Origin of the sequence: Nocardioides sp. LHG3406-4, assembly GCF_049897745.1 — a bacterium.
Lineage (GTDB): Bacteria > Actinomycetota > Actinomycetes > Propionibacteriales > Nocardioidaceae > Nocardioides.
In genome coordinates this window covers 112,892-133,202 of the sequence record NZ_JAFCWV010000005.1, presented here as the reverse complement: position 1 = coordinate 133,202, position 20,311 = coordinate 112,892, and the positions used below count along the sequence as shown (strand labels likewise).

General features: G+C 70.4%; 21 protein-coding genes. 19 read left to right on the top strand and 2 right to left on the bottom strand.

Annotated features, from left to right (window positions below; all coding sequences use genetic code 11):
- The first annotated feature begins 28 nt into the window (after positions 1 to 28).
- The 17 genes from ACP7BP_RS17475 (at position 29) to ACP7BP_RS17395 (ending at position 17,813) form a co-directional block, all read left to right on the top strand.
- The gene (locus tag ACP7BP_RS17475; RefSeq protein WP_426246424.1) at positions 29 to 1,783 is read left to right on the top strand and encodes an ABC transporter substrate-binding protein; all 1,755 of its coding nucleotides are present in this window, start codon (positions 29 to 31) and stop codon (positions 1,781 to 1,783) included.
- A gap of 148 nt (positions 1,784 to 1,931) precedes the next feature.
- Positions 1,932 to 2,942, top strand: a complete 1,011-nt coding sequence (locus ACP7BP_RS17470) for an ABC transporter permease (protein ID WP_426246422.1) — start codon at positions 1,932 to 1,934, stop codon at positions 2,940 to 2,942.
- Positions 2,939 to 4,057, top strand: a complete 1,119-nt coding sequence (locus ACP7BP_RS17465) for an ABC transporter ATP-binding protein (RefSeq protein WP_426246421.1) — start codon at positions 2,939 to 2,941, stop codon at positions 4,055 to 4,057. Before ACP7BP_RS17470 ends, ACP7BP_RS17465 begins: the two co-directional genes overlap by 4 nt.
- Positions 4,058 to 4,302: 245 nt before the next feature.
- Positions 4,303 to 5,409, top strand: a complete 1,107-nt coding sequence (locus tag ACP7BP_RS17460) for an ABC transporter ATP-binding protein (RefSeq protein ID WP_426246764.1) — start codon at positions 4,303 to 4,305, stop codon at positions 5,407 to 5,409.
- Complete coding sequence (locus ACP7BP_RS17455) at positions 5,396 to 6,769, top strand: replication-associated recombination protein A (protein WP_426246419.1); 1,374 nt, start codon at positions 5,396 to 5,398, stop codon at positions 6,767 to 6,769. The genes ACP7BP_RS17460 and ACP7BP_RS17455 overlap by 14 nt, the downstream gene beginning before the upstream one ends.
- An 11-nt stretch (positions 6,770 to 6,780) precedes the next feature.
- Positions 6,781 to 7,302 (top strand): hypothetical protein, encoded by a 522-nt coding sequence (locus tag ACP7BP_RS17450; protein WP_426246417.1) that lies wholly within the window; start codon positions 6,781 to 6,783, stop codon positions 7,300 to 7,302.
- Positions 7,299 to 7,616 carry a DUF6167 family protein gene (locus ACP7BP_RS17445; protein ID WP_426246415.1) on the top strand — a complete coding sequence of 106 codons (318 nt, stop codon included), beginning with the start codon at positions 7,299 to 7,301 and terminating at the stop codon, positions 7,614 to 7,616. The genes ACP7BP_RS17450 and ACP7BP_RS17445 overlap by 4 nt, the downstream gene beginning before the upstream one ends.
- A complete protein-coding gene (gene alaS, locus ACP7BP_RS17440; protein WP_426246413.1) occupies positions 7,603 to 10,305 on the top strand; it encodes an alanine--tRNA ligase in 2,703 nt (900 codons plus the stop codon). Before ACP7BP_RS17445 ends, alaS begins: the two co-directional genes overlap by 14 nt.
- Before the next feature lie 2 nt (positions 10,306 to 10,307).
- Positions 10,308 to 10,769: a Holliday junction resolvase RuvX gene (gene ruvX, locus ACP7BP_RS17435; RefSeq protein WP_426246411.1), complete on the top strand. Its 462-nt coding sequence runs from the start codon at positions 10,308 to 10,310 to the stop codon at positions 10,767 to 10,769.
- Between the two features lie 61 nt (positions 10,770 to 10,830).
- The gene (gene mltG, locus ACP7BP_RS17430; RefSeq protein ID WP_426246409.1) at positions 10,831 to 11,976 is read left to right on the top strand and encodes an endolytic transglycosylase MltG; all 1,146 of its coding nucleotides are present in this window, start codon (positions 10,831 to 10,833) and stop codon (positions 11,974 to 11,976) included.
- The gene (locus ACP7BP_RS17425) at positions 11,976 to 12,797 is read left to right on the top strand and encodes a shikimate dehydrogenase (RefSeq protein ID WP_426246407.1); all 822 of its coding nucleotides are present in this window, start codon (positions 11,976 to 11,978) and stop codon (positions 12,795 to 12,797) included. Before mltG ends, ACP7BP_RS17425 begins: the two co-directional genes overlap by 1 nt.
- Positions 12,794 to 13,489, top strand: a complete 696-nt coding sequence (locus ACP7BP_RS17420) for a prepilin peptidase (protein WP_426246406.1) — start codon at positions 12,794 to 12,796, stop codon at positions 13,487 to 13,489. The genes ACP7BP_RS17425 and ACP7BP_RS17420 overlap by 4 nt, the downstream gene beginning before the upstream one ends.
- A gap of 553 nt (positions 13,490 to 14,042) precedes the next feature.
- The gene (locus ACP7BP_RS17415; RefSeq protein WP_426246405.1) at positions 14,043 to 14,585 is read left to right on the top strand and encodes a hypothetical protein; all 543 of its coding nucleotides are present in this window, start codon (positions 14,043 to 14,045) and stop codon (positions 14,583 to 14,585) included.
- Between the two features lie 12 nt (positions 14,586 to 14,597).
- Entirely contained in the window at positions 14,598 to 15,776 is a 1,179-nt protein-coding gene (gene aroC / locus ACP7BP_RS17410; protein WP_426246404.1) for a chorismate synthase, read from the top strand.
- Positions 15,773 to 16,288, top strand: a complete 516-nt coding sequence (locus tag ACP7BP_RS17405; protein ID WP_426246402.1) for a shikimate kinase — start codon at positions 15,773 to 15,775, stop codon at positions 16,286 to 16,288. The genes aroC and ACP7BP_RS17405 overlap by 4 nt, the downstream gene beginning before the upstream one ends.
- Positions 16,285 to 17,382 carry a 3-dehydroquinate synthase gene (aroB, locus tag ACP7BP_RS17400; RefSeq protein ID WP_426246401.1) on the top strand — a complete coding sequence of 366 codons (1,098 nt, stop codon included), beginning with the start codon at positions 16,285 to 16,287 and terminating at the stop codon, positions 17,380 to 17,382. Before ACP7BP_RS17405 ends, aroB begins: the two co-directional genes overlap by 4 nt.
- Positions 17,379 to 17,813: a type II 3-dehydroquinate dehydratase gene (locus ACP7BP_RS17395; protein ID WP_426246399.1), complete on the top strand. Its 435-nt coding sequence runs from the start codon at positions 17,379 to 17,381 to the stop codon at positions 17,811 to 17,813. Before aroB ends, ACP7BP_RS17395 begins: the two co-directional genes overlap by 4 nt.
- On the opposite strand, the gene ACP7BP_RS17390 is transcribed toward ACP7BP_RS17395, so the two are convergent.
- Together ACP7BP_RS17390 and ACP7BP_RS17385 are read right to left on the bottom strand one after the other, a co-directional pair.
- Positions 17,806 to 18,345 (bottom strand): RNA polymerase sigma factor, encoded by a 540-nt coding sequence (locus ACP7BP_RS17390; RefSeq protein WP_426246398.1) that lies wholly within the window; start codon positions 18,343 to 18,345, stop codon positions 17,806 to 17,808. The genes ACP7BP_RS17395 and ACP7BP_RS17390 overlap by 8 nt on opposite strands.
- On the bottom strand, positions 18,342 to 18,986 hold the full coding sequence (locus ACP7BP_RS17385; RefSeq protein ID WP_426246397.1) for a hypothetical protein: 645 nt from the start codon (positions 18,984 to 18,986) through the stop codon (positions 18,342 to 18,344). Before ACP7BP_RS17385 ends, ACP7BP_RS17390 begins: the two co-directional genes overlap by 4 nt.
- A gap of 350 nt (positions 18,987 to 19,336) precedes the next feature.
- Here ACP7BP_RS17385 and efp point away from each other — a divergent pair, with 350 nt between their 5' ends.
- Both efp and nusB read left to right on the top strand, forming a co-directional pair.
- The gene (gene efp, locus ACP7BP_RS17380) at positions 19,337 to 19,900 is read left to right on the top strand and encodes an elongation factor P (RefSeq protein ID WP_426246396.1); all 564 of its coding nucleotides are present in this window, start codon (positions 19,337 to 19,339) and stop codon (positions 19,898 to 19,900) included.
- A 3-nt stretch (positions 19,901 to 19,903) separates the two neighbouring features.
- On the top strand, positions 19,904 to 20,311 hold the full coding sequence (nusB, locus tag ACP7BP_RS17375; protein ID WP_426246395.1) for a transcription antitermination factor NusB: 408 nt from the start codon (positions 19,904 to 19,906) through the stop codon (positions 20,309 to 20,311).

The window sequence follows — 20,311 nt, the reverse complement described above, 5'->3', positions numbered from 1 at the left end:
GGCACGGAAGAAAGAAAGGCTGGACAACATGAAGCGCACCAAGTCGCTTGCCGTTGTCGTCGGCTTCGCCATGGTCACGCTTGCGGCCTGTGGTGGAGACGGTGGTGACGGAGGAGATTCCGGTTCCACGAGCAAGGACACGTTCAAGGAGGCCGGTTCCGGCTTCGAGCAGGTTGCGGACGCTCAGGGCCCCGCGCCCGAGGTCGAGGGCGCTGCCACCGGTGGCACCATCACCGTGCTGATCCCCAGTGACCCAGGTCCCGAGGACCTCGACCCCACCAACGGCTGGTCGGTGCTCGGCAACTCGATCCAGCAGGCCCTCACCAACCGGTCGCTGACGCAGTACCGCCGCAACCCCGAGTCCGGTGAGATGGAGCTCGTGCCCGACCTCGCCACCGACCTCGGCACGCCCAACAAGGACTTCACCGAGTGGGAGTTCACGATCAAGGACGACGCCAAGTGGGAGACCGGCGACCCGGTGACCGCTGAGGAGGTCAAGAACGGCATCCTGCGCTCGTTCGACACCGACACCTTCACGTCCGGCCCCGGCCAGGCCTACACCGTCGGCTGGGTCGACTGCCCCGAGGACTACGCCGGCCCCGACAAGAGCGGCGACTGCGACGCGGTCAAGGCCGACGGCCAGAAGCTCACGATCCGCACGAGCAAGCCGTTCCCGGACTACAACTTCTGGTCCACCTTCATGGCGATCGGTCCGATCCCGATGGAGAACTCCACGTTCCCGGCGTACGGCCGCAAGCCGCTCTCGACCGGCCCGTACAAGATCAAGGAGTTCCGCGTCAACGAGTCGCTGACCCTGGTCAAGAACGACCAGTGGGACCCGGCCTCTGACCCGGCTCGCCACCAGTACGCCGACGAGTGGGTCTTCAAGTTCGACCAGGACCAGGAGAAGACCGACCAGATCCTGCTGTCGGCCAACGCCGACTCGGCCACCACGGTGGCCAACTCGCTCGGGGCGACCAACGCCAACGAGCTGAAGGCGGCACTGGGCTCGAACTACATCCAGCAGACCGGTCAGTGCATCAGCACCCGCACCCCGGACGTCAACAAGATTCCCGACCTGAAGGTCCGTCAGGCGATCGGCTGGGCGTTCGACTTCGACAACGTGCAGCTCGCCAGTGGCAACATCCCCGGCGTGACGCGCATCCCGGCCCAGGGCCTCATGCCCCCCGGCATGTCGGGTTACAAGAAGTTCTTCCCGGCGGGTGAGCAGTTCAAGTTCGACCCGGACAAGGCCAAGGCACTCCTCGAGGAGGCCGGCGAGCCCGGCTTCAAGCTGACGTTCGTCTACGACGACTCCGACGCCGAGCTCAAGGCCGGCGCCGAGGCGGAGAAGGCGGGCTACGAGCAGGCCGGCTTCACCGTCGAGATGATCCCCTACCAGGAGGACTTCTACGCCCTGTTCGACGACGCCGACAACCCGATCAACAAGAAGCTGAACCTGCGTATGGCCAACTGGTGCTCGGACTGGCCGGCCGGCTCGACCATGCTCCCGCCGCTCGTGGGCACGGACCAGGCCTACAACACGTCGTACTTCTCCAACCCGGAGGTCGACGCGCGCATGGACGAGATCGCGACGCTTCCGGTTGAGGACCAGCCCGCTGCCTGGGGCGACCTCGACGAGGAGATCGGCACGAAGTACCTGCCGAACATCGTCACCGCCTACCGCAACGACCTGTTCGGTGCGGGCGCCAACATCGGTGGCTTCACCGGTGACGGGGCGATGAGTGCGATCAACTACAAGGACCTGTTCGTCAAGCAGTGACGAACTGACCATGTAGTGCTCAACTAGTAGGTGCGGTGGGGGCCGGGCGGTTGCCTGGCCCCCACTCCGCCCGTCAGCGGCGCCCGTCCCGGGCGCGCCTGCGGTGCCGTCGCCGGTGTCCGCGGGGAAGACCGGAGGGAAGGCAAGCATGTTCGCCTACATCGTCAAGAGGCTGTTGACCGGCGTGGTGGTGCTCGTCCTGGTGTCGATGGGCATCTTCGCTCTGCTGTGGTTCGGGCCCGAGAGCCCGGCGCGGCCGATCTGCAACCAGGAGACGAGCGGTCGGTGCACGCCCGAGCGGCTAGCTAACTTCGAGAAGTCGATGGGGTACGACAACCCGGTCTACTCCGAGTACGGCAAGTTCGCCAAGGGTGTCGTGTTCGGCCGGGAGATCAAGCTCGGCAGCGATGCCGTGGTGGACTGCGATGCCCCGTGCTTCGGGTTCTCCTTCCGCACCCGCAACCTGGTCTGGGACGAGCTGATTGACCGCCTGCCTGCCACCATGTCGGTGGCCGCAGGTGGCGCGGCGCTCTATCTCTTGCTGGGCATCCCGATCGGCATCGCGGCGGCCCGGCGGCGCGGCACCCTCGGCGACAAGCTGCTGGTGTCCAGCTTCCTGTTGGTCAGCTCGATCCCCTACTACCTCTTCGCCCTCGTGGCGTGGCTCTACTGCACGCTGATCTGGGACCTGCCGGTGCTGGGCGACAGTGGCTATACACCTTTGTTCGACAACCCCGCCAAGTGGTTCGCCGGGCTGTTGCTGCCCTGGCTGTGCCTGGGCATCTTCAACTGCACCGCCTACACCCGATACACGCGCGGTGCGATGGTCGAGTCGCTGGGCGAGGACTACATCCGCACCGCGAAGGCCAAGGGCCTGCCGGCGCGCACCGTGGTCTACAGGCACGGCCTGCGCTCTGCCCTGGTGCCGGTCGTGACCATCTTCGGCATCGACCTCGGCCTCCTCCTGGCGGGCACGATCTTCACCGAGCGGATCTTCGAGATCCAGGGCATCGGCCTGTGGGGCCTGCGCGCGGTGATTGCCCTGGACCTGCCGGTCATCTCCGCGACCGCCCTGTTCGGTGCCGTCGTGATCATCGTCAGCAACATCGCCGTCGACGTCGTCTACGGCATCCTCGACCCCCGAGTGAGGGTTTCATGACCGAGAGCAGGACCGATTCCGCGGCCACGCCCGTGGCCGGGTCTAGCACCCACAGCATGTCCGAGGCGGGCGCCTACCTCGCGGTGGAGAACCTCACGGTCGAGTTCCCGACCCCCGACGGTCCCGTGCGGGCGGTCAACGGCCTGTCCTACACGGTTGGGATGGGTCAGACGCTTGGGATCGTGGGGGAGTCCGGATCTGGCAAGTCGGTCTCGAGCATGGCTGTGCTCGGCCTGCACGACGCCAAGCTCACCAAGATCACCGGCTCCATCAGGATCGGCGAGAAGGAGGTCGTTGGGCTCAGCGAGTCCGGCATGCGCAAGCTGCGCGGCAACGCGGTCTCGATGATCTTCCAGGACGCTCTGGCGGCCCTGCACCCGTTCTACCGGGTCGGGTCCCAGCTCGCCGAGGCCTACCAGGTCCACCACACCAAGTCGTCCAAGCGTGACGCGCGGCGCAAGGCCATCGAGATGCTCGACCGGGTCGGCATCCCGCAGCCCGACAAGCGCGTCGACGACTTCCCGCACCAGTTCTCCGGGGGCATGCGGCAGCGCGCGATGATCGCGATGGGCCTGATCAACGACCCCTCGCTTCTCATCGCCGACGAGCCGACCACCGCCTTGGACGTGACGGTGCAGGCGCAGATCCTCGACCTGCTCCAGGACCTGCAGCGCGAGTTCAACTCCGCGGTCATCATCATCACCCACGACCTCGGGGTGGTGGCTGAGATGGCCGACGACGTGCTCGTGATGTACGCCGGCCGGGCGGTGGAGTACGGCTCCACCAAGCAGATCCTCTCCCACCCCGAGATGCCCTACACCTGGGGACTGCTCTCCAGCATCCCCGACGTCCAGTCCGACACCGACGCCCGGCTGATCCCGATCCCGGGCAATCCGCCGAGCCTGCTCAACCCGCCCTCGGGGTGCTCTTTCCACCCCCGGTGCGCCCACCGTGACAAGGTCCCGGGCAACCTGTGCGCCACCCAGCTGCCCGAGCTCACCCCCGCTTCCAACGGCACCGCACACGTCAAACGCTGTCATCTGCCCGACCCCGACGCGATCTACCAGACCGAAGTGCTGCCCGAGATCGCACCCGACCTGGTCGAGGAGAACTGATGTCCGCCCCCGAAGACACCGACGCCCCCCGCCGGACCGGCGGCCGCCACGCCGACGACCCGGACGAGCAGCTCGCTGCCCCGCTGCCCGACGGGTCGGAGGTCGCCGCGACCGACGAGCGGAACCAGGACGTCGACAAGGTCCAGGTCAGCTACGAGACCTTCGGTGAGCTGGCCCAGCACGGTCACACGGCCTCGGTGCTGGACCCGGATGCGAAGCCGGTGCTCGAGGTCGAGAACCTGAAGATGTACTTCCCGGTGAAGTCCGCCGGCCTGGTCCGCCGCACCATCGGTCAGGTCCAGGCGGTCGACGGGATCTCGTTCCAGGTCCCGCATGGCGGTTCGCTGGGCCTGGTGGGCGAGTCGGGCTGTGGGAAGTCGACCACGGGTCGGCTGATCACTCGGCTCTACAACCCGACCGGCGGGTCGATGATGTTCGAGGGACAGGACATCGCGAAGCTCTCGCAACGGCAGATGAAGCCGCTGCGGCGTGACATCCAGATGATCTTCCAGGACCCCTACACCTCGTTGAACCCGCGGCACACGGTCGGTGCGATCGTCGGCGCCCCGCTCGCGGTGCACGACATCGTGCCGAAGAAGCAGATCCTGAGCCGCGTGCAGGAGCTGCTCGAGGTGGTCGGCCTGAACCCCGAGCACTACAACCGCTACCCCAACGAGTTCTCCGGCGGGCAGCGTCAGCGCATCGGCATCGCCCGGGCGCTCACCTTGAACCCGAAGCTCCTGGTGGCCGACGAGCCGGTCTCGGCTCTCGACGTCTCGATCCAGGCACAGGTGGTCAACCTGCTCCAGGACATCCAGAACGAGTTCGACGTCGCCTACCTGTTCATCGCCCACGACCTGGCCGTGGTGCGGCACTTCTGTCCCGAGGTCGCGGTGATGTACCTCGGCAAGATCGTCGAGATCGGCGACCGCGACAGCATCTACGCCCACGCCAACCACCCCTACACACAGGCACTGCTGTCGGCGGTGCCCGACGTGAAGCAGGCGGTCATCGGCGGCCGTCGCGAGCGGATCCGCCTCGAGGGCGACGTACCCTCGCCGATCAACCCGCCCTCGGGCTGCCGCTTCCGCACGCGGTGCCCGCTGGCGCAGGAGATCTGCGCCAAGCACGAGCCGCCGCTGCTCCAGATCGGCCCCCGCCACAAGGCCGCCTGTCACTTCGCCGGTGAGATCGGCAAGCACCCGAGCAGCCCGGTCACGGCTGGCCTGCTCGGCACCGACGACCAGGGCAACGCCGACCCCGGCGCCAGCCCCTCGGCGGAGCTGACCAGCACCCCCGGCTACCGCGACACCTGGTTCGACCTGGACAAGAAGACGTTTGGACGAGCCTGAGGCCCTGTTCGAGACCTCTCCGGGGAACGATCCGCCACGGGGAGGACTGTCCAGCGGCTCCCTGACCGGGGTCTCGCACGCGTCCGCACCGCTGGCCGTGCGCATGCGGCCGCGCACACTGGACGAACTGGTGGGCCAGGCCCAGTTGCGCGCGGAGGGATCGCCGCTGCGGCGGCTGGTCGAGGGTGACCAGCCGATGTCCCTGCTCCTGTGGGGTCCACCGGGGACCGGCAAGACCACGATCGCCTCGATCCTGAGCCAGCAGACCGACCGGCGCTTCGTGGAGATCTCGGCGGTCGCCGCCGGGGTCAAGGAGGTTCGGGCTGCGATCGATGCCGCCCGCCGCGAGCTCGCCCGCGGCGGCTCCGAGACCGTGCTGTTCGTCGACGAGGTGCACCGCTTCAGCAAGGCTCAGCAGGACGCTCTGCTGCCCGGTGTCGAGAACCGCTGGGTGACGCTGGTCGCGGCCACGACCGAGAACCCCTTCTTCTCGGTGATCTCGCCGCTGCTTTCGCGCAGCCTGCTGCTGCGCCTGGAGTCGCTGACCGACGACGACGTGCGTCGGGTCATCGAGTCGGCCCTCACCGACGAGCGTGGGCTCGCGGGTGAGGTGAGGCTGGCCGACGATGCCCGTGACCACCTGGTCCGCCTGGCCGGGGGAGACGCCCGGCGCTCGTTGACCTACCTGGAGGCGGCGGCCGGTGCGGCCCGCGACAAGGGGCTCGACGAGATCGACCTGGCGACGGCCGAGACCGCCGTCGACCAGGCGGCCGTGCGCTACGACCGCCAGGGTGACCAGCACTACGACGTGACGAGCGCCTTCATCAAGTCGGTGCGCGGATCCGACGCGGATGCCGCCCTGCACTACCTCGCGCGGATGATGGAGGCGGGTGAGGACCCGCGCTTCATCGCTCGGCGCCTGGTCATCCTCGCCAGCGAGGACATCGGGCTGGCCGACCCGACAGCCCTCACGACGGCCGTGGCCGCGGCGCAGGCCGTGCAGCTGATCGGAATGCCGGAGGCCGGGCTCAACCTCGCGCAGGCCACCATCGCGCTGGCGGTCGCGCCCAAGTCGAACGCCGTCACGACGGCGATCGGCGCGGCGAGCGCCGACGTGCGAGCGGGCAAGATCGGCAGCGTGCCCCCGCACCTGCGGGACGCGCACTACTCCGGCGCCAAGAAGCTCGGGCACGGCAAGACCTACACCTACAGCCACGACGAGCCCTACGGCATCGCCGAGCAGCAGTACGCCCCCGATGTCGTCGCTGACGCGGAGTACTACCGGCCGACATCCCTCGGCGCCGAAGCGGCGGTCAAGGAGCGCTGGGAGCGTATTCGCCGGATCATCCGCGGCGGGTAGGGTTCGGCAGTGTGAATGAGTGGGACGGTTCCGCGTGGGTGGTGGTCGGCGCGTGCGCGCTGCTGGCTGCCCTGTGCGCGATCGTTCTCGCCTGGGTGCGGGCCACCACACGCCGTGAGGTCGCCTCCGCGCGGGCCGAGGCCGCCCAGCTGCGGCGGCGTCTCGAGGAGCTCGAGCGCACCATCGCGACCCGACACGACGACGGGGCCAAGGACGGGGCCATCGAGCCCGTCGTGGTCTCGACCTCGTTCGACCTCCCGCGTTCGCTGGCAGGGCCTGCGCCCATCGAGGGCCGGCTGTTCGCCGACCTGGTGCTGCGTGAGTCGGTCGTCAAGGCGGCTTCCTGGGCCCACGGCGTACGCCGGGCGCTGTCGCCCGAGAACCGCAACCGCATCGCGTTCGAGATGCGCCGCGAGCTGAAGCGGTCGCGAAAGTCGCGCCGGGCCGAGGTGCAGGAGGCGCTGCGCGCCCACCGCGCCCGGCAGCGCGAGGGCGGACCGGACTCGAAGCTGGGGTCGGAGGACGCTGCATGAGCCGAAGCATCTGGTTCGTGGCAGGTGCGGGGGCTGGGGTCTATGCCGTCTCCCGCGCCCGCCGGGTCGCCGAGGCCCTCACCAGCGAGGGGCTGCGCGACCGCCTCGGCGCGCTCGTCGTGGGGGCCCGGCTGTTCCGCGACGAGGTCCGGGCCGGACAGCACGAGTCCGAAACCCAGTTGCGGGAGCGGCTCGGCCTGGTGCCTCATGGCCTCCCCGAGCTGACAGCAGGTGGGTTCGAGGCTCAGGCCCCAGGGCGCCTCCACACCTCGACCACCGAAGAACCGGAAGGCAACACTGATGGACACCGCTGACATCCGCCGCCGCTTCCTCGCGCACTTCGAGGACGCCGGTCACACCGCGGTGCCGTCGGCGCCCCTGCTTCTCGACGACCCGAACCTGCTGTTCGTCAACGCCGGCATGGTGCCGTTCAAGCCCTACTTCCTGGGTCAGGAGACGCCGCCGTACGACCGGGCCGTGAGTGTCCAGAAGTGCGTGCGCACCCCCGACATCGAGGACGTCGGCAAGACCACCCGGCACGGCACGTTCTTCGAGATGTGCGGCAACTTCTCGTTCGGCGACTACTTCAAGGAACGCGCCATCGAGCTGGCCTGGGACCTCGTCACCAAGCCGGTCGTCGACGGCGGTTGGGGCCTGGAGGAGAGCCGCCTCTGGCCCTCCATCCTGCAGGGGGACGACGAGGCGCTGAAGCTGTGGATGAAGGTGACCGGCCTGCCGGCCGAGCGGATCGTCAGGCTCGGCCCCAAGGAGAACTACTGGTCGATGGGCGTGCCCGGGCCCGGCGGCCCGTGCTCGGAGCTGCTGTACGACCGCGGGCCCGAGTACGGCCCGGACGGTGAGTTCGCGACCACCACGCGCACGGCGATGCCGGTCGAGCTGGAGGACCGCTACCTCGAGATCTGGAATCTCGTCTTCATGCAGGACGAGCTCAGCGCGGTGCGGTCCAAGGAGGACTTCGACATCTCCGGCTCGCTGCCGCGCAAGAACATCGACACGGGCATGGGCCTCGAGCGGGTCGCCTTCCTGCTCCAGGGCAAGCAGAACATGTACGAGATCGACGTGATGTTCCCCGTGATCCAGCGCGCCGAGGAGCTGACCGGCCGACGATACGGCGCCAACCACGAGGACGACGTCCGCTTCCGCGTGGTCGCCGACCACGTGCGCAGCTCGATGATGCTGATCGGTGACGGCGTCACGCCGGGCAACGAGGCCCGCGGCTACGTGCTGCGACGCCTGCTGCGGCGCGCCGTACGCTCCATGCGGCTGCTGGGGTACGACTCTCCGGCGCTCCCCGAGCTGATGCCGCTCAGTCGCGACAAGATGGGGGAGACCTACGTAGACCTGGTGCGCGACTGGGAGCGCATCGCCCGGGTTGCGTTCGCGGAGGAGGAGACGTTCCGCAAGACGCTGCAGGCGGGCACCCAGATCTTCGACCTCGCCGCCCGCGACGTCGTCGGACGTGGCGGCACCCGGCTGTCGGGTGACCAGGCCTTCGCGCTGCACGACACCTACGGATTCCCGATCGACCTGACCCTCGAGATGGCGGCCGAGCAGGGCCTCACCGTGGACGAGGAGGGCTTCCGGGGGCTGATGGGCGAGCAGCGTCAGCGCGCCAAGGCCGACGCGAGGTCGAAGAAGGGCCAGCACGCCGACACCTCTGTCTACCGCGGCATCCTCGACGCCAACGGCCCCACCGAGTGGCTCGCCTACGAGACCCTCGAGACCGAGTCGCGACCACTCGCCCTGCTGCAGGAAGGCCGGCCCGCGACCGCACTGGCGGCCGGCGAGATCGGCGAGCTAGTGCTCGACCGGACGCCCTTCTACGCCGAGTCGGGTGGCCAGGTGGCCGATGCCGGCACCATCGCCTTCGACGGCGGCGTACTGGAGGTCGTCGACGTACAGCGTCCCGTGCGCGGGCTCGTCGTGCACCAGGTGCGTGTGCTCGAGGGCGAGTTCGCTCCGCGGGGCGACCTGCACGCCCGCGTCGACCCCGACTGGCGCACGGGCGCCCGCCAGGCCCACTCCGGCACCCACGTCGTGCACGCTGCGCTGCGCGAGGTGCTAGGCCCCTCGGCGCTGCAGTCGGGCTCCTACAACCGGCCCGGCTACCTGCGCCTCGACTTCGGCTGGACCACGGGTCTGAGCCAGGAGCAGGTGCGCGACATCGAGACGGTGTCCAACCAGGCACTGCGGGCCGACCTGCCCGTGGGCTGGCAGTACATGACTCTCTCCGAGGCCAAGGAGTGGGGCGCGATCGCGCTGTTCGGCGAGACCTACGACGACTCGAAGGTCCGGGTCGTCGAGATCGGTGGCCCCTGGTCGCGGGAGCTCTGCGGCGGCACGCACGTCGACCACGCCTCGCAGATCGGCACGGTCGTGGTGACCTCCGAGGCGTCCGTCGGCTCGGGCAACCGGCGCATCGAGGCGCTGACCGGCGTCGAGGGCTTCGCCCACCTTGCCCGCGAGCGCGACCTGGTGGCCCAGCTGACCGGGTTGCTCAAGGTGCAGCCGGACGGTGTCGTCGGCCGGGTGCAGGACATGGTCGAGCGGCTCCGCGCCGCGGAGAAGGAGCTCGAGCGGGCGAGGCAGGCGCAGCTGCTCGCCGGTGGCGGCGGGCTGGCCGCAGCGGCGGTCGACGTGGCCGGGGTGGCGGTGGTCGCCCACCGCGTCGACGGTGCCGCCGGTGGCGACGTGCGCACCCTCGCACTCGACGTACGAGGTCGCCTCGACGCGTCCCGGCCGGGCGCGGTCGTGATCGCCGGCGTGGCCGACGGCAAGGTTTCGGTCGTCGCCGCGGTCAACGACGCCGGTCGCGCGCGTGGCGTGTCGGCCAACGACCTCGTGCGCGCGGTCGGCCAGCTGGTCGGCGGCCGGGGCGGTGGCAAGGACGACGTGGCGCAGGGTGGTGGCAGTGACGCCTCGCGCGTCGACGAGGCGCTGGCGCTGGTTGCCACAGAGGTAGCTCGTGCGGCTGGTGCCTGAGCGTGCGTGCAGGCGTTCGGCTCGGCATCGACCCCGGTGATGCCCGCATCGGCGTGGCGCGCAGCGACCCGTCGGGGTTCCTGGCCACGCCGGTCGAGACCGTACGCCGGGGTCGCGGCGACCTGCGCAGGCTGAAGGCCATCCTGGCCGAGGAGGGGGCGGTCGAGGTGGTCGTCGGGCTGCCCAGGTCGCTCTCAGGGCGCGAGGGCCCGGCCGCCGCCAAGGTGCGGGAGTTCGCCGCGACGCTGGCGCGGCAGGTTGCTCCCGTGCCCGTGAGGCTGTGTGATGAACGGATGACCACGGTGTCCGCGGAGGCCATGCTCCGCGAACGTGGCCGTACCGGCAGCAAGCGACGTGCCGTGGTCGATCAGGCCGCCGCCGTCGTGATCCTGCAACACGCGCTGGACACCGAGCGAAGCTCGGGAGCCGCGCCCGGAGAGATCGTCGAGGTCAGCGATGAGTGACGACCAGGTCCGCCCCGAACCGCCACTGGATCCGCCAGTGGATGCGCCAGTGGATGCGCCAGTGGATGCGCCTGGGGATCCCGGAGACAGGTACGTGCCCGTCGGTGGCAGTCGCAAGAAGCGGCGCAGCTTCTCGGGATGCCTGGCGGTCATCGTCGCGCTCGCCGTGCTCGCGGGCGGGTTCTACGTGGTGATCACCAAGGGCGTGGACTTCCTCTCCGACCAGTTCTCCTCGGCCAGGGACTTCTCCGGGCCGGGCAGCGGCGAGGTGACGTTCGAGGTCTCCGAGGGCGACACGATCGCCGAGATGGGTCGGGCGCTCAAGGCCGACGGCATCGTCGCCTCGGTGCAGGCCTTCATCGACGCGGCGAACGAGGAGCCCGACTCGCAAGGCATCCAGGTGGGGTTCTACACGCTGCGGAAGGAGATGCCGGCCGCCGACGCGGTCGAGGTGCTCATCGACCCGGCCAACCAGGTGAAGAGCACGGTCACGGTGCCCGAGGGCCTGCGGGTGGTCGACGTACTCGACATCCTGGCCAAGGACACCCCCATCAAGAGGAGCGCCTACGAGAAGGTGCTCGAGAACCCGGCCGCGCTGGGGCTTCCCGACTACGCCGAGGGCAACCCCGAGGGGTACCTCTTCCCGGCCACCTACGAGATCCCGCCCAACGCCACCGCGAAGTCGGTGCTCAAGGCGATGGTCGACCGGTGGCGCCAGGCGGCCGAGCAGGTCGGCCTGGAGGATGCGGCGAGCGAGCTCGGTCGCACTCCCGCCGAGCTGATGACCATCGCCTCGCTGGTGGAGGCCGAGGGCCGAGGCGAGGACATGCCGAAGATCGCGCGGGTCATCTACAACCGTCTCGACGGCCCCGGCGACAAGGGCGGCACCAACGGTCTGCTGCAGATCGACGCGTCGGTGAACTACGGCCTCGACCAGAAGCTGGGCGTGACGCTCACCGACGAGCAGAAGGCGGTGGACACGCCGTACAACACCTACCAGAACGTCGGGCTCCCGCCGACCCCGATCGAGGCCCCGGGTGACGAGGCACTGGCCGCGGCGGCCGCACCGGCCGAGGGCGGCTGGTACTACTACGTCACCGTCAACCTGGCCACCGGAGAGACCAAGTTCGCCGAGACCTACGACGAGTTCCTGCAGTACAAGGCCGAGTACACCGAGTACTGCGCCAACGAGTCCGAAGCCTGCTGATGCCGGCACGTCGTCGGTGCGGTGTCCTCGGGGACCCCATCGGGCACTCGCTCTCGCCCGTGCTGCACCGGACCGGCTACGCCGTGACGGGGCTCGACTGGGAGTACGACGCGCACCAGGTGCCGGCGGGCACGCTGGCGGACTTCCTCGGCTCGCTCGGTGAGGAGTGGCGCGGCCTGTCGCTGACCATGCCGCTGAAGCGGGAGGTGATGTCGCTGGCGGGAGGCGTCTCGCCGGCGGCGGCCCTCGCCGGGGCGGCGAACACCCTCGTCCGCGACGACGACCTGACATGGCGCGCCGACAACACCGACATCGGCGGTGCGCGGGCGGCCTTGGCTGAGCGCGGTGCCACCTCGGTGGAGTCGGCGACGATCCTGGGTGGCGGCTCGACGGCGACGTCGACCGGCCTCGCGCTGTGCGACCTGGGCGCGCGAGAGATCCGCCTCCTGGTGCGCTCTGCCGACCGGGCCACGGAGACGGTCACGGCGCTGCGTGCTCACCCAGGCAGGCCCGAGGTGGTCGTGGCCGGTCTGGTCGACGACGTGATCGGGGACGTGGCGGTGTCGACCATCCCCGCCGAGGCCCAGGATCCTGGCCTCGTCGCGCGGTGCGCGCGGGTGCCGGTCGTCTTCGACGTGCTCTACCACCCCTGGCCGACCCCGCTCGCCTTGGCCGCCGGTGACCGCGTGCTCGTCTCCGGTCTCGACCTGCTGGTGCACCAGGCTGCGCTCCAGTTCACCCTCTTCACCGGTCTCGACGCACCGTTGACGGCGATGCGCACGGCGGGGGAGCAGGCCCTCGCTGACCGGGGTGTCACGTGAGCGACGTGCTGGTGGCGGTGCTGATCGGGGTGCTGGCCTGTGGCGCAGCGGGGCTCGGCGTACCAGCGCTGATCCGTGCGGTGCCGGAGCCACCTCAGGACGGCGGGGCCAAGGAGCTCTACGCCGACATCGCGGCCCTGCCGGGCCTCGCGTGGAAGTCAGCCACCGCGGCGGCCATCGTCGGCGGCGTCGTGGCGGCAGCGGTCGGGATGACCTGGCAGCTGCTGGTGGTGCTGCCGTTGGTGCCGATCGGCGTCGCCCTCGCGCTGGTCGACTGGCGCACCCGGCTGCTGCCGACTCGCATCATCGCGCCGACGTACGCCCTGGTGATCGTCTGCGTGCTCGTCGTCTGGGCGATCACGGGCGGCACCGGTGACCTGACCCGAGCCGCCCTGGGCTGGTTGATCGCCGGCGGGCTGTTCTTCCTGCTCTGGTTCGTGCATCCCCGCGGCCTGGGCTATGGCGACGTGCGCCTGTCGGGGGTGCTGGGTCTCGCCCTGGGTCACGCCGGGTGGGGGGAGCTGGCCATCGGGGTGTACTCCGGGTTCCTGATCGGCGGCGTCGGCGGACTCCTCCTCAGCCGGCTCCGGATCGTCGAGCGGAAGGACTACCCGTTCGGCCCGTTCATGCTGGCCGGCGCCGTCCTCGGGCTGGTCGCGGGGCAGGCGGCGGCGGCGTACTTCACGCTCTGACCCGTGCACAGTGCCCGGCGTTGATCAATCGTTCGACCAAGGCGCCGGGTGGTCGAACGGTCGGCCAACGGGGAAGGCTCCTTCTGGCTGAGCAGCTGGCATGGCCTGTGCGCAACCGTCGTCGGACGGCGCAAAGTGTCGGTGCGTGCCCGGCCGTGCTCACGAGACCGCCCAGGCCGTCTCCTCCCCAGCCGGCTCCGCTGACCCGAGCACAGTGCCCGGCGTTGATCAATCGTTCGACCAAGGCGCCGGGTGGTCGAACGGTCGGCCAACGGGGAGGGCTCCTTCTGGCTGAGCAGCAGGCATGGCCTGTGCGCAACCGTCGTCGGCCGGCGCAAAGTGTCGGTGCGTGCCCGGCCGTGCTCACGAGACCGTCCAGGCCGTCTCCTCCTCAGCCGGCTCCGCTGACCCGAGCACGGTGCCGGGCGTTGATCAATCGTTCGACCAAGGCGCCGGGTGGTCGAACGGTCGGCCAACGGGGAAGGCTCCTTCTGGCTGAGCAGCAGGCATGGCCTGTGCACAACCGTCGTCGGCCGGCGCAAAGTGTCGGTGCGTGCCCGGCCGTGCTCACGAGACCGCCCAGGCCGTCGACCATCTCCTCGTGACCGGTGGCCTGGCAGCAGTGACCCTCCGCAACATCGCAGCACTCGTGGGCCGCAGTCCGGCGGCGCTCTCGAGTCACCTGACCAACCGGGAACGGCTGATGCGGGTGTCGGCCTCGATCGTGTCGAGAGCCCGCCTGGAGCGGATCGAGAGTCGAGTGAGGACCGAGGGCGTGGGCGCCTTCGTGCCCGTCGACGACGACGATGTGCTCGCAACCCGGGCGTGGCTGGGCTGGCTCGAGCTCTGGCGCAGCGACGACGCGCTCGAGTACGTCGTGACCGAGGGCCGCGACCACGAGCGGCGGCTGCTCGCGTGGGCGCTCGACTTCCGCCTCGAGCGCGATCGGCTCGACCTCGCCCTGGCGACGATCGAGGGTCTCCGAACCGCGGTCTGCGCGCCCGTCGCGCCGATGCCGGTGCAGCGGGCGCAGAGTCTCCTGGGCATCGCTGTCCGCGAACTGCTACGTCGGGGCGGGGACCCCACTGCTGCGTGAAAGACTGCGTGCATGCTGCGTTGGCTCACTGCGGGCGAGTCCCACGGTCCTTCCCTGGTCGCGATCCTCGAAGGCCTCCCCGCCCATGTGCGGGTGACGACCGCCGACATCTCCGACTCCCTGGCCCGTCGTCGCCTCGGCTACGGCCGCGGCGCCCGGATGAAGTTCGAGCAGGACGAGCTGACCATCCTCGGCGGTGTCCGGCACGGGGAGACGATCGGCGGACCGGTCGCGATCTCCATCGGCAACACCGAGTGGCCCAAGTGGGAGAAGGTGATGTCCGCCGACCCCGTCGACCCGGTCGAGCTGGCCGCACTGGCTCGCAACGCCGCGCTGACGCGGCCCCGGCCGGGTCACGCCGACCTGGTCGGCATGCAGAAGTACGACTTCGACGAGGCCCGGCCCATCCTCGAGCGCGCGTCCGCCCGCGAGACCGCCGCCCGGGTGGCCCTGGGCCGCGTCGCCGCCAACTTCCTGCGCCAGGCCGTCGACGCGGAGATCGTCTCCCACGTCGTCCGCATCGGCACGGTGACTGCCCCGGACGGATTGATCCCGATGCCCGACGACGTCGAGCGACTCGACGCCGACCCGGTGCGCTGCCTGGACCCCGACGCCTCGACGGCGATGGTCGCCGAGATCGACCAGGCCCACAAGGACGGCGACACGCTCGGCGGCATCATCGAGGTGACCGTTCACGGGATGCCGCCCGGTCTGGGCTCGCACGCGCACTGGGACCGCCGCCTCGACGCGCGGCTGGCCGGCGCCCTGATGGGCATCCAGGCGATCAAGGGCGTCGAGGTGGGTGACGGCTTCGCGCTGGCCGGCACTCCCGGCTCGCTCGCGCACGACGAGATCGTGCCCACCGACGACGGGCTGCGGCGTACGTCGGGACGCTCAGGCGGCACCGAGGGCGGGATGAGCACCGGCGAGGTGCTGCGGGTGCGCGCCGCCATGAAGCCGATCGCCACGGTGCCGCGGGCCCTGCGCACCGTCGACGTCGCCACCGGCGACGCCGCGGTCGCCCACAACCAGCGCAGCGACGTGTGCGCCGTGCCTGCGGCAGGGATCGTCGCCGAGGCGATGGTCGCGCTGGTGCTGGCCGACGCCGTGATCGAGAAGTTCGGCGGCGACTCGGTGCGTGAGACCCGGCGCAACGCGGAGAGCTACCTCGACACGCTGAGGTTCCGGTGACCCGACCCAGGGTCGTGCTCGTCGGGCCCATGGGCGCCGGCAAGACGACGGTCGCGAACCTGCTCGCGGCGGCCTGGGGAGTGGCCGTCCGCGACACCGACGAGGACGTCGAGCGCGAGCAGGGACGCACGGTCGCGGACATCTTCGTCGACTCTGGCGAGGCCTACTTCCGCAAGCTCGAGGCCAGCGCGGTGGCGGCGGCGCTGGCGACCCACGACGGGGTGCTGGCGCTCGGGGGAGGCGCCGTGCTCGACCGGGCGACCCGTGCCCTCCTCGCCGGGCACACCGTCGTCTTCCTCCGCGTCGGTCTGGCCGACGCCGCTTCCCGGGTGGGGCTGGGTGTCGGTCGCCCGCTCCTGCTGGGCAACGTCCGCGGCCGCATCAAGCAGCAGCTCGAGGAGCGCACCCCGGTCTACGAGTCGGTCTCCTCCCACTCGGTCGACACCGACGGACGCACCCCCGAGGAGGTGGCCCACGAGGTCGCCCAGGTCATCGGGGAGCCGGTCCCGTGAGCGAGACGGTCCTGCCGGTGCGCGGAGCCGCGCCGTACGACGTGGTGGTCGGCCACGACCTCGCCGGTCGCCTGCCGGACATGCTGGGGGAGTCGCAGCGCGTCGCCGTGCTGTACGACGGCACGCTGGGCGAGCTGGCCCAGCCGGTCGTGGACTCGCTGGTCGAGCGCTACGACGTGCTCGCCCTCGGTCTGCCACCGGGCGAGCAGGGCAAGCGCGCCGAGGTGGTCAACGACTGCTGGGAGGCGCTCGGCTCGGCCGGCTTCACCCGGTCCGACACCGTCGTCACGTTCGGCGGGGGAGCCACCACGGACCTCGGTGGCTTCATCGCGGCCACCTGGCTGCGAGGCGTGCCGGTGATCCACCTGCCGACCACGCTGCTGAGCATGGTCGACGCCGCGGTCGGCGGCAAGACCGGCATCAACACGAGCGCGGGCAAGAACCTGGTCGGGGCCTTCCACGAGCCCGCCGGCGTGCTGTGCGACCTGGCCCTCCTCCGGACCCTCCCGCGTGACGAGCTGGTGGCCGGGCTCGGCGAGGTCATCAAGTGCGGCTTCGTCGCGGACCCGGCGATCCTCGACCTGGTCGAGGCCACGGACCCGGAGTCGCTCACAGCCGACAGCCCGGTGCTGCGCGAGCTCGTCGAGCGCGCGATCACGGTGAAGATCGACGTCGTCGTCGACGACCTCCGCGAGACCGGCGGAGCCGACGGGCACCCGGGCCGCGAGGTCCTCAACTACGGCCACACGATGGCGCACGCCATCGAGCGGGCGTCGGGCTACGCCGTGCGTCACGGCGAGGCGGTCGCGATCGGCTGCGTCTACGTCGCCGAGCTGGCGCGCCGGGCCGGCTCGCTCGACGACGCGGTGGCTCAGCGGCACCGCACGGCGTTCGCCCGCGTCGGCCTGCCGACCACCTGGTCGGGGGCGACGTTCGAGGAGCTCCTCGACGCGATGCGGATCGACAAGAAGTCGCGCGGGTCGCAGCTGCGGTTCGTGGTGCTCGACGACCTCGCCCGGCCCCGGATCCTCCCCGGGCCGCCGGAGGACGCGATGCGGGCGGCGTACGACACGATGACGGGAGCCGGCCGATGAACGTGCTCGTGCTGAACGGGCCGAACCTCGGCCGCCTCGGCCGTCGACAGCCCGAGATCTACGGCGACACGACGCACGCCGAGCTCGCCGAGGCGTGCCGGGTCTGGGGCGCTGAGGTCGGCCTCGTGGTCGAGCTGCGGCAGACCAACCACGAGGGTGAGCTGCTCGACTGGCTCAACGACGCCGCCGACCAACGGATCCCGGTCGTCCTGAACGCCGGCGCGTGGACGCACTACTCCCTCGCCCTCTTCGACGCGTGCGCCCAGCTGGAGGCGCCGCTCGTCGAGGTGCACATCTCCGACCCGAAGCAGCGGCCCGAGACGTTCCGGCACACGTCGGTGGTCGAGCCGCATGCCGTCGCGACGATCGCCGGCCGCGGCATCCAGGGCTACCGCGACGCGCTGCTCCTGCTGGCGGAGACTCCTAGGTAGCGACCAGCACCAGGTTGGCGCGCCTCAGCCTGGACAGGCCGCGGTGTCGAGCCACCCGCACGGCCGTCTGGCTGATGCCCAGCGCGCGGGCGGTGGTGTCGATGTCGAGGCCGACGACCTCGAGGCACGCCACCACCTCGCGCTCGCGGGTGGGCAGCTCGTCGAGCAGGCTCCGGGCGTGGTCGAGCGCCCCCGGGATGCCGGTGCGGGCGGGTTCGCCGTGCAGGGAGTGGTGGTGGGGATCGGTGGGGTGCGTGTCGCGACGACGGGTACGCCGACGGGCGTTGGTGGCGAGATTGCGCGCGATGCCGAAGAGCCAGCCCGCGAAGTCGTCGTCGTCGCCCCGGAAGGCCGTGATCTTCTCGGCTGCGACCAGCCAGGACTCCGCGGCGATGTCCTCGGCCGAGTCGACGACGTCGCCGCTCGCCGACGTCTGCAGCCACAGCACCAGGCGGCTCGCGTGGGCGGCGTACAGCTGACGCCAGCCCTCGCCGTCGCCGAGGCGGGCGCGCTCTACCTCCGACCCGCTCACCGCTTGCCCTGATGCTGGTGACCGTGCTGGTGACCTTGTTGGTGACCATGGCTATGGCCGTTCCGGCCACGGTTCCTGTCGGCGTGCTTGTCGGCGTGCTTGTCGGCGTGCTTGTCCTTGCTCTTGTGCTGCTTCTCGCGACCGTTCTTGCCCTTGTCGTCCCGGTCCCCGTGCCCCCTGCGGCGGTCCTGGTCGCTGGTGCGGGCGCCGTCCTCGGAGCCGGTGGTGCCGGTCGTGCCGGCGCCGGTATCCGTGCCCGTGCCGCGCGCGACGGGCTCGTGCTGCTCGGTCCGCTCCCGACGCTCTCCGCCCGGAGTGCTCGCCGGCGACCTCTCGTGGTCCCGGGAGAGCACCTCCCGGCTGTCGCGGGACTGTGCCGGCGGTGGAACCACGGGGCTCGCCGGGGCCGGCGCGAGATCGCGCTCGACCTGACGAGCAGCCAGGTAGCCACCGCCGGACACCATCAGCGCCACGGCCGCAGCGACGGCCAGGAGCCGCCACCACGAGGCTGCGGAGACGGGAGACTCGGCGCGCTCCCTCGAGACGCTGACCAGCTGGCTCAGGAGCTCGGGGTCGATCTCGCGGGGGGCGACGTCGATCCGCAGACCGAACGGGTCGGGGTGGGGTCGGTGGTCGATCATCGGCCTCTCCGGTGCGGGGCTGGCCACAGGCTACGGCAACCCTCCGGGGAGCGAGCGCCCCGACGGCGTCTCGGGGGTTGACGACCGTCGGGGCGCTGCGCCCGTGCGTTGGCACCGACGACGGCCGCCACCGTGACGCCTCGGGGGGACGGACGTCACGCAGCCGCGCCGTCGGTGGCACTGCACCCCGTACATGTCGCCGGCCACGCCCGTTGTTACGTCGGTCGCCGAGATTCCCGGGCAATTTCGGCGCCACCACCACGACCGATAGACTCCATCCTCCTGCCGGCGACGATCGCCTCGATCGAGCGGGCAGTCCCCGACCTCGACCAGAAGGCTGACTCGCGCGCATGGCATCGACCAACGACCTCAAGAACGGCCTGGTGCTCAACCTGGACGGCCAGCTGTGGTCCGTCGTGGAGTTCCAGCACGTCAAGCCGGGCAAGGGCCCCGCGTTCGTGCGCACCAAGCTCAAGAACGTCGAGTCCGGCAAGACGGTCGACAAGACCTTCAACGCCGGCACCAAAGTCGAGACGGCGAGCGTCGACAAGCGCACGATGCAGTACCTCTACAACGACGGCACGTCGTACGTCTTCATGGACACCCAGACCTACGACCAGCTCGAGGTCCCGCCGGAGATCGTCGGCGACGCCAAGAACTTCATGCTCGAGAACCAGGACGCCATCGTGGCGACCAACGAGGGACGCGTCCTCTACATCGAGCTCCCCGCGGCCGTGGAGCTGCTCATCGCCGAGACCGAGCCGGGCCTGCAGGGCGACCGGTCCACCGGCGGCACCAAGCCCGCCACCCTCGAGACCGGACACATCATCCAGGTGCCGCTCTTCATCACCGGCGGCGAGAAGGTCAAGGTCGACACCCGCGACTCCTCGTACCTCGGCCGCGTCAAGTCCTGATCGATGGCAGCCCGCTCCAAGGCCCGCAAGCGGGCCCTCGACATCCTGTTCGCCTCCGAGCTGCGCTCGCAGGACCCGGTGGCGGCGCTCGACGGTGCGATCGCCGAGGGTGAGGGCCCCACCAACGACTACACCTCCCTGCTAGTGCGCGGGGTCGTGGCACACCAGGCCCGCATCGACGAGCTGCTGAGCGCCTACTCCGAGGGGTGGACGCTCGACCGGATGCCGGCCGTCGACCGCAACGTGCTGCGGGTGGGCCTCTACGAGCTTCTGTACGCCGACGACGTGCCCGACGCGGTGGCCGTCTCCGAGGCGATGGCCCTGGTGCGCGACCTGTCGACCGACGAGTCGCCGGCCTTCGTGAACGGCATCCTCGGCAACCTGATGCGCAACAAGGCCACCCTCGCCTGA

What these genes read in the sequence shown, in the direction of transcription:
- ACP7BP_RS17385 (WP_426246397.1), bottom strand. Translation starts at nt 18,986, where the DNA reads ATGATCGACCACCGACCCCACCCCGACCCGTTCGGTCTGCGGATCGAC.
- nusB (WP_426246395.1), top strand. Translation starts at nt 19,904, where the DNA reads ATGGCAGCCCGCTCCAAGGCCCGCAAGCGGGCCCTCGACATCCTGTTC.
- ACP7BP_RS17425 (WP_426246407.1), top strand. Translation starts at nt 11,976, where the DNA reads ATGCCGGCACGTCGTCGGTGCGGTGTCCTCGGGGACCCCATCGGGCAC.
- ACP7BP_RS17465 (WP_426246421.1), top strand. Translation starts at nt 2,939, where the DNA reads ATGACCGAGAGCAGGACCGATTCCGCGGCCACGCCCGTGGCCGGGTCT.
- ACP7BP_RS17395 (WP_426246399.1), top strand. Translation starts at nt 17,379, where the DNA reads ATGAACGTGCTCGTGCTGAACGGGCCGAACCTCGGCCGCCTCGGCCGT.
- ACP7BP_RS17445 (WP_426246415.1), top strand. Translation starts at nt 7,299, where the DNA reads ATGAGCCGAAGCATCTGGTTCGTGGCAGGTGCGGGGGCTGGGGTCTAT.
- ACP7BP_RS17460 (WP_426246764.1), top strand. Translation starts at nt 4,303, where the DNA reads ATGTACTTCCCGGTGAAGTCCGCCGGCCTGGTCCGCCGCACCATCGGT.
- aroC (WP_426246404.1), top strand. Translation starts at nt 14,598, where the DNA reads ATGCTGCGTTGGCTCACTGCGGGCGAGTCCCACGGTCCTTCCCTGGTC.
- ACP7BP_RS17475 (WP_426246424.1), top strand. Translation starts at nt 29, where the DNA reads ATGAAGCGCACCAAGTCGCTTGCCGTTGTCGTCGGCTTCGCCATGGTC.
- ACP7BP_RS17470 (WP_426246422.1), top strand. Translation starts at nt 1,932, where the DNA reads ATGTTCGCCTACATCGTCAAGAGGCTGTTGACCGGCGTGGTGGTGCTC.
- efp (WP_426246396.1), top strand. Translation starts at nt 19,337, where the DNA reads ATGGCATCGACCAACGACCTCAAGAACGGCCTGGTGCTCAACCTGGAC.
- alaS (WP_426246413.1), top strand. Translation starts at nt 7,603, where the DNA reads ATGGACACCGCTGACATCCGCCGCCGCTTCCTCGCGCACTTCGAGGAC.